This window comes from Streptomyces sp. AN091965 (assembly GCF_022698285.1).
Classification (GTDB): Bacteria; Actinomycetota; Actinomycetes; order Streptomycetales; family Streptomycetaceae; genus Streptomyces.
In genome coordinates, this window is sequence record NZ_JALDMY010000001.1 from 66,588 (window position 1) to 79,232 (window position 12,645).

Here is a 12,645-nt window from a genome sequence, read left to right on the forward strand (position 1 = left end):
GCGGCGGGGGCGGGCGCCCGGAGGTCCTGCCGCCCCCGGGCCGGGGGCGGCAGGGGCGGGGGTCAGGGGGTGATGGCCTGGGGGAAGCGGAAGAAGCCGTGCGGGTCGTAGCGGCGCTTGACCTGGGTCAGGCGCGGCAGGTTGGTGCCGTAGTAGGCCTGGGCGAAGTCGGCCAGCTTGGGGTCGGGGTAGTTGACGTAGGCGCGGCCGTTGGAGTGCGGGTCGATGGCGGCGAAGCAGCCGTCGACCCAGTCCTGGGCGGCCTTCTCCTGCGCGGCGGTGGGCTGCGGCGTGCTCAGGTCGATGCCGCACACGGAGGTGAACTCCGCGTCGCGGTGGACGTAGGCGGTGGCGTCGGAGGCGACGTGGTTGGCGTTGCCGCCCAGGGCCATCAGGCTGATGACGCGGGTCTGTCCGCCGCTGCGGTTGGCCTCGAAGGCGCCCAGCAGGTCGTTCAGGCCGCCGGCGGGCAGCGGGCGGGCGAACATGCGGCCGCGGTTCTTGGTGTAGGCGGTGCGCGGCAGGCTCGCGCCGGGGGCGGTGCCGCTGGTGTGGCACTGGGGGGTGGTGAGGGTGGAGCAGCCGAAGCGCTGCATCATCGCCTTGTCGTAGGGCAGTTCCTCGCTGACGCGGGAGGCGGGCGCGCTGCCGACCAGGGAGACCAGCTGGTCCAGGGAGGCCTTCAGAGGGCCGGCGGTGCCCAGGTAGGCGCCGGTGACCATGGCGGTGGGCACGGCGCCGGGGCGGGCGTCGGGCAGCAGCAGGACGGCGTCGGGGGCCACCTCAGGAGCGGCGTTGCGGGCCCACTGCTGGTAGCCCACCAGCATGTCCTGGGCCTTGGCCCAGTCCCAGGTGAGGGTGAAGGTGGTGGCCACGGGCACCTGGGTGGGGGCCAGTTCGAAGTCGGTGATGACGCCGAAGTTGCCGCCGCCTCCCCCGCGCAGGGCCCACAGCAGGTCGGGGTTCTGCTTGGCGGAGGTGGTGACGATGCGGCCGTCGGCCAGGACGACCTGGGCGCCGACCAGGCGGTCGCTGGCGGGCCCGTACTTGCGGTGCTGCCAGCCGTGGCCGCCGCCGGTGACGAAGCCGCCGGGGCACACCGTGGGGCAGAAGCCGCCGGGCACGGCCAGGCCGTGGGTGGCCAGCTGGGCGACGACGTCGACCATCTGGGTGGCGGGCCCGACGTGGACGGTGGAGCCGCTGGTGCGCACCGAGTTGAGGCGGGTGAGGTTGATGACCAGGCCCTGGGTGGTGGACCAGCCGGTGAAGCTGTGGCCGCCGCTGCGGATCGCGGTGTGGATGGCGTTGTCCTGGGCGAAGCGGATGCAGGTGGCCACGTCGGTGGCGCTCTCGCAGTAGGCGACGGCCTGCGGGCGCAGGTGGTCGTACTGGGCGGAGGCCAGCTGCCGGGCGCGGTCGTAGCGGCTGTCGCCGGGCAGGATGAGGTCGCCCTGGAGGGCCGCGCACAGCTGTCCCCAGTTGGTGCGGGGCCCGCGCGGCGGGCGGGGCCGTGCCTGGGCCAGGGGTGAGCCGACCAGGAGTGTGCTGGAGGAGGCGAGGGCGATACCCGCGCCGGCGCCCAGGAGGGCCCTTCTGGTGGGCATGGTGTTCCCTTTCGTGACGGTGTGCGGGGTGCGGAGGTGACGGGCCCGTACGGAAGGTCCGTAGGGGGTGGGGGTGGTGGCGGTCGGTCAGGCGGTGTGGGGGGCGAGGTAGCGCATCTGGTCGGCCGGGTAGCGGTCGCCGCGGGCCGCGTCGGCGGGGATGGCCTCCTCGATGCGGGTGAGCTCCTCGGGGCTGAGGGGGGCATCCAGGGCGCCGAGGGCCTCGGCGAGGCGTTCGCGGGTGCGGGCGCCGATCAGGGGCACGATGTCGGGGCCCTTGGCCAGGGCCCAGGCGATGGCGGTCTGGGCGACGGTGGCGCCGCGCTGCTTGGCCAGGGCGCGCACGGTGTCGACGAGGTCGAGGTTGTACTCGGCGTTGGCGCCGGTGTAGCGGGGGGTGTGGCCGCGCACGTCGTCGGGGGTGAAGGCGCGGTGACGGGGCCAGTTGTCGCTGATCAGGCCGCGGGCCAGGACGCCGTAGGCGGTGGTGGCGATGCCCAGTTCGCGGCAGACCGGCAGGATGTGGGCCTCGATGCCGCGGCCGAGCAGGGAGTACTCGATCTGCAGGTCGGCGATGGGGGCGACGGCCGCGGCCCGGCGGATGCTCTGGCAGCCGGCTTCGGACAGGCCGATGTGGCGCACGTATCCGGCGCTCACGGCTTCGCTGATGGCGCCGACGGTCTCCTCGATGGGGACCTGAGGGTCGCAGCGGGCGATGCGGTAGACGTCGATGTGGTCGGTGCCCAGGCGCTGCAGGGAGTAGGCCAGGGAGGTGTGGACGGCCTCCGGGCGGCCGTCGTAGCCCAGGAAGGTGCCGTCGGGGCGGCGCAGGGCACCGAACTTCACGCTCAGCTGGACCTCGTCGCGGCGGTGGTGGCGCAGGGCGTCGCGGATGAGCAGTTCGTTGTGGCCCATGCCGTAGAAGTCGCCGGTGTCCAGGAGGGTGATGCCCGCGTCGAGGGCGGCGTGGACGGTGGCCAGGGACTCGTCGCGGTCGGCGGGGCCGTAGAGGGCGGACATGCCCATGCAGCCCAGGCCCAGCGCGGACACCTGGGGGCCGGTGGTGCCAAGAGCGCGGTGGAGCACGGGGGTTCTCCTTGGCGGGTCGGATGCGGCACAGCGTGGTGTGCTCGCGGGTGGGGGGCAACACGCAGGGGGTTACTGTGGCAAGTCGCCCAACCCGGCTTTTGGGGCCGGGTGGTGAGGGGGCGTCAGTAGTGGACGGTGTGCAGGGGCGGGCCGAAGGGGGCGTGGTCCAGCCAGCGTCCTGCGCGGGCGACGCGGGGGGCGAGCAGGGCGGCGGCGTGCTGGGTGGTGCGCCGCAGGGGCCGGGCGGCCTGGAGGTGGGCCAGGGCGCCGGCGGCGGCGCGGACGTTGGCCTGGGCCGCGGCGCGCCGGGCGCGGGCGCAGCCCGCCAGGGCCTGGGGGGTGGCCTCGGCGATGGCCCGGGCGGCGGCGACGGCGTCGGCGATGCCGGAGTTCATGCCGCGCGCGCCGAAGGGGGGCAGCAGGTGGGCCGCCTCGCCTGCCAGGAGCACGCGGTGGTGGGGGTCGGTGAAGGAGGCGGCGACCTTCTGGTGGAAGCGGTAGGCGGAGGACCAGGAGAGGTCGCCGGGGCGGGCGCCGGGGAGCAGGTCGGGCAGCCAGCGGGCGGCGGTGGCGGCCCATGCCGCGGCTTCCTGGCCGTCGCGGCACTGGACGTCCACGCGCCAGCCGCCGGCGAAGGGCACGAGCAGTACGTTGCGGCCGCCGGCGGCGGGGTGGCGGTAGTGGAAGACGCGGGCGGGGGTGAGGCCACCGGCTTCGCCGGTCAGGTCGGCCACGGCGAAGCCGGTGGGAGCTGTCGTGCCCCTCAGGGGGATGCCCAGGCGGGTGCGCAGGGTGGAGCGGGCGCCGTCGGCGGCGATGACGTAGCCGGTGCGGTGGCAGTAGCCGCCCGCGGTGATGAGTTCCGCGGCGCGCGCGGTGGTGCGGATGTCGGTGACGGGCTGGTCCCAGCAGATCTCGGCGCCCGCCCGGTGGCAGGCGGTGCGCAGCAGGTCCTCGACCACCGTCTGGGGCAGGCTGGTGAAGGGGATGCGGTCGGCGGGGCCGTGGTAGGTGCGCGTGTAGACGGGCCGGCCGCGCCACAGGGTGCGCCGGGTGCGCCAGGTCAGGCCCTCCTGGGCGATGGTGCGGCCCAGGCCGGGGTCGATCGCATCGAGCAGGTCCAGGGTGGCGCGGTGCACGAAGATGGCGCGGCTGCCGGGGCGCGGGCGGTGTTCGGGGTGGGCTTCCAGGACGGTGACGGGCAGGCGGTGGTGGCGGGCGGCCAGGGCCGCGGCCAGGCCCACCGGGCCGGCGCCGACGACGGTGACCTCGCTCATGGCACCGCCGCGGCGGGCTCGGGGAGCACGGCGGGGCGCAGGCGGGCCGGGGCGATGGCGGGGTGGAACAACTCCTCCACGTAGAAGGGCTGTTCGTCATCGACGTGTACGACGTAGCCGCGCCAGGCGGCGGTGGTGGCCAGGGGCCGCCACGGGGAGCAGCCCACGCGCAGCAGGCGGCGGCACTGGGGCAGGCGGTGCTCGGCCAGGGCCCGTCCCAGCGGGACGGTGGTGCTGGTGAGGATGGTGCACAGGTCGGCGCGGCGGGGAACGGGGCCCATGACGAGGTTGCGGGAGACGGCCGCGTGGGAGGCGTGGCGCAGTTCGGTGCGGCGCACCAGCCAGGGCTCGTCGGCGCGCAGGCCGAGCAGGGGCAGCAGGTGGGCGGCTTCCATGCCGGTGCGCCGCACCCGCTGGGCCACCAGGCGCAGGGCCAGCGGCGCGCCCAGGTGGTGTTCGAGCAGCGCGGTGGTGGAGCCGCGGTGGGTGAGCAGGCGCCGGGTGAAGGGGTCGGCGAACTGCTGGGCGCGCAGCAGGGCGGGCTGTTCGGCGGGGTGGCAGGGGGTGCGGCGGGTCATCTGCGGCCCTTTTCAGCGCGGGTGCCGCCCGGCGCGGCCAAGGCCGGGGCCGGGAGCGCCGGCGGCACGGTGGGGGTGCGCGGCTTGGGGTGTCAGGCCTTGGGGGTGTAGTTGCCGGGCACCATGCGGGTGGAGATGGCGATGCGGTTGTAGGCGTTGATCACCGCGGCGGCCCAGATGAGCTGGGCGACTTCGGCCTCGCTGAACTCCTTGAGGGCCGCCTGGTAGACGTCGTCGGGCACGTGGCCGGTGTGGATGAGGGTCACGGCTTCGGTCAGGGCCAGGGCGGCGCGTTCGCGGGCGGTGAAGAAGGGGGTCTCCTCCCAGGCGCTGAGGGCGTACAGGCGCTGTTCGCGCTCGCCTGCGGCGCGGGCGTCCAGGGTGTGCATGTCGATGCAGAAGGCGCAGCCGTTGATCTGCGAGGCGCGGATCTTGACGAGTTCGAGCAGGGAGTGCTCGAGTCCCGCTTCCTGGGCGGCCTTCTCCGCGGTGGCGTGCAGGCGTCCCATGGCGGAGTAGACCTGGGGGGCCAGCTCGGACAGCTTCAGGCGGGGGAAGGACTCGGCAGTGGTCATGCCCTGCACGGTAGGAAGGGTTCCGGTGGCGGGGGAAGCGCGACTTCCCACTGTCGCAGCCATTGGCCGGGGGCGGCCTGTGATCCGGCCCGGGGGCCGGGGCCCGGCGAGCGGGGCCCGGGGCCGGGGGCCCGGCGAGCGGGGCCGGGGCCCGTGGCCCGGGGGGCGGCCCGGGGCCGGGGGCCCGACCCGGCGGCCCGTGACCGGGGGGGTGTGACCCGGGGCCGGGGGCCCAACCCGGCGGCCCGTGACCGGGGGCCCGGGGGTGCCGTGGCCCGGGAGCCCGGCTGGAAGGCTTTGGACGGAGGGCCCTGGCTGGGGGCGGTGACGGTTCGTCATGTGAGGGCGGCCGGGGGGGCGGGGTGCGGCCGCGCTGGTGCCGGACTGTTGCGGGGGCGCTGCCGGGGGTCGGGGGGCTGTGGCCGAGGTCGGGGGGCCGTGGGCAGGGCGTTGCCCGGGGGCGGGGTGGCCGCGCTCGTGCCGAGCTGATGCGGAGGGCACTGGCGGGGGCCAGGGGCCGTGGCCAGGGCGCTGCCGGGGGCGGGGTGGCCCCGCTCGTGCCGAGCTGATGCGGAGGGCACTGGCGGGGGCCAGGGGCCGTGGCCAGGGCGTGACCTTGCCCCGGCCGCTCGCCCGGCGGCCGCGTCGGGTCCGTCGCCACCGGGCCGCCGCCCTCGCCGTCGCCGCGTCGACGGACGGCGGGCTCCGGTCCGGCCCACGGCCGGTACTCCGCCCGGCTGTTGTCGGGCGGTTACGGCGCCGCCGTCGCGCTGCACCCCGGCCGCCGCCGGGCCACCGCCCCCTGCGGGTCTCCGTATCCGGTCCGCAGCAGCACTGTTGATGCTCCGTCAGGTCAGCTCGGCGGGGCAGGGCATCCTCCTCGCCTCCGTCCGGGCGCGGCCGCCGCCTCCGCCCGCGCCGGACCCGCAGCCCCGCCCTCCTCTGGGCTGCCGCCCCTCACCCACCCACCCCAAGAAGCTTTCTTGAAAGAAGCTCGACCCGTGAAATCCACTCACCCTTCGCTAGCTCCACGTAGACGAATCTCCGTATTTGTTGGGGTTGTTGGGGGTTCAAGGATGCCCAATTCGCTGCACATCGCGGCTGACTCTTGACATCAAGAAAGCTTTTCTGAAAGCTATTTATGGGTGCTCCCCCGCCCGGTACCTCCCTGCCCGCGATGCCCGCCCAGGCCTGAGCGCGCCACCGGCTCAGGCCTGCCCCGTTTCCACCTCACCCTGACGAATTGGGCTGACACACCATGACCGAACTGCTCCCGCACGCCCCTCTGGTTCCTCTGGACACCGATGCCGACGCCCATCTGCGCCGGACGCTGCGCTGGCACTTCGATGCCGCGACCGGCTCGCCGTTCTGGCTGCGCCTGGCCCCCACGCTCGGCTTCGACCCGGTGCGTGACATCCGTGTCCTGGCCGACCTGCGCCGCTTCCCCGACGTCAGCGACCAGCTGCGCACCGTGGCCGTGGAGGACCTGATCCCGGCCGGGCACACCGGGGCGCCCTTCGAGGTGTTCGAGTCCGGCGGCACCCTGGGCGCGCCCAAGCGCGTCGTCGACAGCGTCTCGCGCGGCCTGAACGTCGACTGGGTCAGCACCGTCCTGGACGCCCACGGCTTCCCCGCCACCGGCAACTGGCTGCACGTGGGCCCCACCGGGCCGCACGTGGTCGGGCGCACCATCCGCCATCTGGCGCAGCGCCGCGGCTCGGTGGCCTTCACCGTCGACTTCGACCCGCGCTGGGTCAAGCGCCTGCTGGGCTCGGGCCGCACCGACCTGGCCGGCGAGTACCGCTCCTACCTGCTGGACCAGGTCGAACTGATCGTGCAGTCCCAGGACATCAAGGTCTTGTTCATCACCCCGCCGGTCCTGGAGGCGCTGGTGGGCCGCCGTGATCTGTACGAGCGGCTTGCCGCGGGCCTGGAGGGCATCGTGTGGGCGGGCACGAGCATCAGCGCGGAGTCGCTGCGCCAGATCGAGGAGACGTTCTTCCCGCGGGCGCGGATCGCCGCGATCTACGGCAACACCCTGATGGGCATCGCCCCGCAGCGCCCGCGCCAGGACGAAGACGTGCACCCGGCCGTCTTCCGCCCCTTCTTCCCCCAGTCCGTGGTCGAGCTCGTCGACGGCCACGGCGCGCCGGTGGCCTACGGCGAGCGCGGCCAGGTGCGCGTGCACCTGCTCAGCCGCGACATGTTCCTGCCCAACGTGCTGGAGCGGGACACCGCGATCCGGGTGCGCCCGGCGCCCGGCGACAGCGTCGACGGGCTCGCCGACATCGCCCCGCTGCCCTCCCAGGGCGGCGCCCGTGTCATCGAGGGGGTCTACTGATGAGCGCCCCCGCCCCCGTCGAGCAGCCCGCCTCCGTCGAGCGGCCCGTCCCTGTGGTGCGGCTCAACCCGGTCATCGCCGGGCGGGAGGTCGACAGCCGCGACCGGGCCGAACTGAGGGGCGTGGACGGCCAGGTGGTCGCCGAGATCGGGCTCGCCCCGCGGCTGCTGGCCCAGGCCGCCGTGCACGAGGTCCGCGCCCACGCCGCCACCGGTGCGCCGGGGGCCGAGGTGTTCGCCGCCGCCGGCCGGCTGTTCGCCACCGCCACCCTGGACGGCGAGAGCCCCGGGGAGTACCAGCGGCGGGTGGCGCTGGCCACCGGCTCCCCGCGCGGCACCGTCGAGCGCGCCACCGCCGGCATCCGCTCCGCCCTGGCCCGCATCGAGGAGCTCAACGCCGCCGAGCTGCCCGCCCCCTTCGCCGAGGGCGCCTTCGCCCGCCACTGGGTGCCGCGCGGCCAGGTCCTGGCCGTGGTCGTGCCCAACAACCACCCCGAGCCCAACGTCACCTGGGTGCGCGCCCTCTCCCTTGGCTACAGCGTGCTGCTGCGCCCCGGCAGCAAGGACCCCTTCACCCCCCGCCGGCTGACCGCTGCGCTGCTGGCGGCCGGGCTGGACGCGCACCGGCTCGCCTTCCTGCCCGGCGGCCACGACCTGGGCGATCACCTGCTGGACCAGGCCGACCTGGGCATCGTCTACGGCGGCCCGGACGCGGCCGCCCGCTACGGCAACCGGCGCGACATCCTGGTGCGCGGCCCCGGCCGCAGCAAGGCTCTGGTGGACGCCGACAGCGCCGCCGCCCTGGCCGAGAGCCTCACGTCGTGGATCGCCGACGACGGCGGGGTGCGCTGCAACAACATCTCCGCCGTCCTGACCAGCGGTGACGTCGGCGCCCTCGCCAACGCCCTGGCCGAGCGCCTGGCCGCGCTGCCCCCGCTGCCGGTCACCGCGGCGCAGGCCCTGCTGCCCGCCACCACCCAGGCCAACGCCGAGGCCCTTGGCCCCTATCTGGCCGGGCTCGCCGCCCAGGGCACCGACCACTCCAGCGCCCGCTACCCCACGGGGCCGCTGACCGCCCTGGAGGACACCAGCGTCGTGATGCGCCCGCTGGTGATCTCCGTGGACGACCCGCACCACCCCCTGGTCGGCACCGAACTGCCCTTCCCCTTCGTCGTCGTCGCCCCCTGGGACCAGACGCACGGCACCGCCCCCCTGCGCAACTCCCTGGTGGTCAGCCTGAGCGGCCGCCACACGCACCTGGCCGAGCAGCTCCTGCACGAGCCGAGCGTCCGCAAGGTCACCACCGGGGACGTCCGGCCCTGGCTCTCGCGCCCCGAACTGCCCCACGACGGCAGCCTCGCCGGATTCCTCCTGGAACCCAAAGCCCTCATCCGCCCCGCCTGACCCCTGCCCGCCTGTCCGCACCGGCCGGTGCGCCCGCCCCGCCCCCGGGGGCGCACCGGCCCCGGCCCCGGCACCGCCCGCTCCGCCCGCTCCGCCCGCTCCGCCCCTGGTTTCGCGTTCGTCCTGTCCGCCCCACCCGCCTGCCGTCCGCGGCGCACCCCGGTGCCCGCCCGCCTTCGAAAGAGACCCGTCATGCCCCTGACCGCACCCGCTCCCCCGGCCCGCACCGCCACCTTGACCGCGCCGCCCTGGCGCGGCCTGCCCGCCGCCCAGCAGCCGCCGTGGCCGGACCCGGCCGCCGTCGCCGACGTCGCCGGGGAGCTGGCCCGCCTGCCCGCACTGACCGCCGCCGCCGACGTGCGCCAGGTCGGCGCGGCCCTGGCCGACGTCAGCGCGCACCAGGCCTTTTTGCTGCAGGCCGGTGACTGCGCCGAGCCCACCGGCGCCATGGGCGTGGCCGCCCTGCAGGGCAAGCACCGCGTCCTGGGCGAGATGGGCGAGATCATCAGCAACCGCCTGGACGTGCCCACCATGACGGTGGGCCGCATCGCCGGACAGTACGCCAAGCCGCGCTCCAAGCCCGAGGAGATCGTCGGCGGCCGCGCCCTGCCCGTCTTCCGCGGCCTGAACGTCAACGCCCCCGACGCCGACGCGGCCGCCCGCATCCCCGACCCGCGGCGCCTGCTGACCGGCTACCACAGCGCCCGCGCCCTGCTCAGCGAGCTGCACATCATCGCCCACCGCGCCGCCTCCGACCTCACCCCGCTGTCGGCCGCCAGCATCAGCACCCGCCGCCCGCGCTCCTGGGACGGCACCCTGCGCGCCGTCCTGGACGACTACGGGCGCACCCACCGCACCGAGGAGGGCTGGCGCCGCACGGGGCTGTGGACCAGCCACGAGGCCCTGCTGCTCGACTACGAGGAGCCCTTCGTGCGCCGGGATCCGCGCACCGGCGAGGACTACCTGCTCTCCACCCACCTGCCCTGGGTGGGCGACCGCACCCGCCAGGTCGACGGCGCCCACATCGCGCTGCTGGCCCACATCGCCAACCCCGTCGCCGTCAAGATCGGCCCCGGCATCAGCCGCGGCGACCTGATCGCCCTGTGCCACCGCCTGGACCCGCACCGCCGCCCCGGCCGGCTGACCCTCATCGTCCGCCTGGGCGCGGCCGACGTGCGCCGGCTGCTGCCGGAGATGATCCGCGCCGTCGCCGAGGCCGGCCACCAGGTGGTGTGGGCGTGCGACCCCATGCACGGCAACACCTTCACCGCCGCCACCGGCCACAAGACCCGGCACATGGACGACATCGTCGCCGAGACGAGCGCGTTCATCGAGATCCTGCACCGCGCCGGCCAGTGGCCCGGCGGCCTGCACCTGGAGGTCGCGGGCGACCGCGTCACCGAGTGCCTGGGCGCCGGCGGCCCGCGCAGCGAGCAGGGCCTGGCCCGCGCCTACCGCACCCTGTGCGACCCGCGCCTGAACGACGACCAGGCCCGCCTGCTGGCCCAGACCGCCGCCGACCTGATCGCCCGCGGCTGACCCGCCCCCGCCCCCTTCTGCCCGCGCCCGACGGAGCCGTGATGAAGACCCTCCTGATCGACAACTACGACTCGTACACCTACAACCTCTTCCAGCTCATCGCCGAGGTCAACGGCGAGGAGCCCGACGTGGTCACCAACGACGCCCCCGGGGCCGCCGACCTCGATCTCAGCGTCTACGACAACGTCGTGATCTCCCCCGGCCCCGGCCACCCCGGCCGCGCCGAGGACTTCGGTGCCAGCGCCCGCATCATCGAACGCGCGACGATCCCCGTGCTCGGCGTGTGCCTGGGCCACCAGGGCATCGCCGCCGCCGCGGGCGCGGTCATCGCCCGCGCCCCCCAGGCCCGCCACGGCTACCTCAGCCGCATCACCCACACCGCACGGGAGGTGTTCGCCGACCTGCCGCAGGACTTCACGGCCGTGCGCTACCACTCCCTGGCCATCGCCGAGCCCCTGCCCGCCGCCCTGGAGGCCACCGCCTGGGCCGAGGACGGCGTGATCATGGCCGTGCGGCACCGCGAACGGCCGCTGTGGGGCGTGCAGTTCCACCCCGAGTCGGTCTCCACCCAGTACGGCCACCAGATGCTCGCCAACTTCCGCGACCTGACCCTGGCCCACCAGGGCGAGCACCCCGAGACCGCGCCGCGGCCCGCAGCCCCCCGCCCGGCGGCCGCCACGGCCCCCGCCCTCGCCCCCAAGACCGCCGCCCCCGCCGCGGCGCCCTACCAGCTGCACCTGCGCATCCTGGAAAAGGAGATCGACACCGAGACCGCCTTCACCCACCTGTACGGCGCCGCCCAGGCCCCGGTGTTCTGGCTCGACAGCGCCCTGGCCGAAGCCGGGCGGGCCCGGTTCTCCTTCTTCGGCGACGCCGCCGGGCCGCTGGCGGAGACCGTGCGCTACCGCACCGGCCAGGGCCACGTCGAGGTCACCCGCACCGGCCAGGCGGCCGAGCAGGTGCCCGGCACCGTCTTCGACTACCTGCAAGACGAACTGCGCCACCGTCAGACCAGCGCCCCCCACCTGCCCTTCGACTTCACCGGCGGCTACGTCGGCTACTTCGGCTACGAGCTCAAGGGCGACCTGGGCGCCACCAACAAGCACCGCGCCCCCACCCCCGACGCCGTCTGGCTCTTCGCCGACCGCTTCATCGCCGTCGACCACCACGAGGGCACCACCTATCTGGCCGCCCTCAGCCGCACCGGGCAGGCCGCCGGGCCCGGCGGCGCCGAGGACGCCGTGCGCTGGCTAGAGTCGACCGCCGCCGCCCTGCTGGCCCTGCCGCCGCGCGCCCGCACCACCGCCGAGCCCAGCACCGCCGACGTCGAGCCCTGGCTCGTCCACGACGCCGACGCCTACGCCGCCCGCATCGCCGACATCCACCAGCAGCTGCGCGCCGGGGAGAGCTACGAGGTCTGCCTCACCAACGCCGCCTGGGCCCCCGCCGGCGCCGACGGCCTGGACTTCTACCGCACCCTGCGCCATGTCAACCCCGCCCCCTACGCCTCCTATCTGCGCCTGGGCGACGACGTGGAGATCGCCGGCTCCTCCCCCGAGCGCTTCTTGACCATCGACCGCACCGGCACCATCGAGACCAAACCGATCAAGGGCACCGTCCCGCGCGGCGAGGACCCGAGCGAGGACCGGCGGCTGCGCGACTCGCTGACCGACAGCGCCAAGACCCGCGCCGAGAACCTGATGATCGTCGACCTGCTCCGCAACGACCTCGGCCGGGTCAGCAAGGTCGGATCCGTGCACGTGCCCCGCCTGATGGCCACCGAGAGCTACCGCACCGTCCACCAGCTCGTCTCCACCATCCGCGGCACCCTGCGCGAGGACACCGACGCCATCGACGCGGTGCGCGCCTGCTTCCCCGGCGGCTCCATGACCGGCGCCCCCAAGCGCCGCACCATGGAGATCATCGAGTCCCTGGAGACCGAGGCCCGCGGCGTCTACTCCGGCTCCATCGGCTGGCTGTCCACCAACGGCACCGCCGACCTGAACATCGTCATCCGCACCGCCGTGCGCATCGGCGACCAGTGGCGCATCGGCGCCGGCGGCGCCATCGTCCTGGACTCCGACGCCGAGGACGAGTACCAGGAAATGCTCCTGAAGGCCGCCGCCCCGCTGCGCGCCCTGCACCCCGCCACCGCCGCCGTCCAGGAGGCCCGGGCAGCGGAGGTGCCCGCCACGGTCTAGAGCCCGCCCGCCCCCTCGGGGGGCCACGGCCCCGCCGC

9 protein-coding genes are annotated in these 12,645 nt (G+C 75.1%); 4 read left to right on the top strand and 5 right to left on the bottom strand.

The window, feature by feature from the left end; all coding sequences use genetic code 11:
- Nucleotides 1-62: 62 nt before the first annotated feature.
- The 5 genes from MQV74_RS00345 to MQV74_RS00365 all read right to left on the bottom strand — a co-directional run bounded on the left by MQV74_RS00345 (nucleotide 63) and on the right by MQV74_RS00365 (nucleotide 5,123).
- On the bottom strand, nucleotides 63-1,604 hold the full coding sequence (locus MQV74_RS00345; RefSeq protein WP_242713972.1) for an FAD-binding oxidoreductase: 1,542 nt from the start codon (nucleotides 1,602-1,604) through the stop codon (nucleotides 63-65).
- Between the two features lie 87 nt (nucleotides 1,605-1,691).
- Nucleotides 1,692-2,690 (bottom strand): aldo/keto reductase, encoded by a 999-nt coding sequence (locus tag MQV74_RS00350; RefSeq protein ID WP_242713973.1) that lies wholly within the window; start codon nucleotides 2,688-2,690, stop codon nucleotides 1,692-1,694.
- A 125-nt stretch (nucleotides 2,691-2,815) separates the two neighbouring features.
- Complete coding sequence (locus MQV74_RS00355; protein WP_242713974.1) at nucleotides 2,816-3,970, bottom strand: FAD-dependent monooxygenase; 1,155 nt, start codon at nucleotides 3,968-3,970, stop codon at nucleotides 2,816-2,818.
- Nucleotides 3,967-4,548 (bottom strand): hypothetical protein, encoded by a 582-nt coding sequence (locus MQV74_RS00360; RefSeq protein WP_242713975.1) that lies wholly within the window; start codon nucleotides 4,546-4,548, stop codon nucleotides 3,967-3,969. Before MQV74_RS00360 ends, MQV74_RS00355 begins: the two co-directional genes overlap by 4 nt.
- A 92-nt stretch (nucleotides 4,549-4,640) precedes the next feature.
- The gene (locus tag MQV74_RS00365; RefSeq protein ID WP_242713976.1) at nucleotides 4,641-5,123 is read right to left on the bottom strand and encodes a carboxymuconolactone decarboxylase family protein; all 483 of its coding nucleotides are present in this window, start codon (nucleotides 5,121-5,123) and stop codon (nucleotides 4,641-4,643) included.
- A 1,258-nt stretch (nucleotides 5,124-6,381) separates the two neighbouring features.
- Between MQV74_RS00365 and MQV74_RS00370 the strand changes: the two genes are divergently transcribed.
- From MQV74_RS00370 to pabB, 4 genes are all read left to right on the top strand, one after another.
- Nucleotides 6,382-7,464, top strand: a complete 1,083-nt coding sequence (locus MQV74_RS00370) for a phenazine biosynthesis protein (protein WP_242713977.1) — start codon at nucleotides 6,382-6,384, stop codon at nucleotides 7,462-7,464.
- Nucleotides 7,464-8,867 carry an aldehyde dehydrogenase family protein gene (locus MQV74_RS00375; RefSeq protein ID WP_242713978.1) on the top strand — a complete coding sequence of 468 codons (1,404 nt, stop codon included), beginning with the start codon at nucleotides 7,464-7,466 and terminating at the stop codon, nucleotides 8,865-8,867. The genes MQV74_RS00370 and MQV74_RS00375 overlap by 1 nt, the downstream gene beginning before the upstream one ends.
- A gap of 192 nt (nucleotides 8,868-9,059) precedes the next feature.
- A complete protein-coding gene (locus MQV74_RS00380) occupies nucleotides 9,060-10,406 on the top strand; it encodes a 3-deoxy-7-phosphoheptulonate synthase (RefSeq protein ID WP_242713979.1) in 1,347 nt (448 codons plus the stop codon).
- 41 nt (nucleotides 10,407-10,447) lie between these two features.
- Nucleotides 10,448-12,607: an aminodeoxychorismate synthase component I gene (pabB, locus tag MQV74_RS00385; RefSeq protein WP_242713980.1), complete on the top strand. Its 2,160-nt coding sequence runs from the start codon at nucleotides 10,448-10,450 to the stop codon at nucleotides 12,605-12,607.
- Nucleotides 12,608-12,645 lie beyond the last annotated feature (38 nt).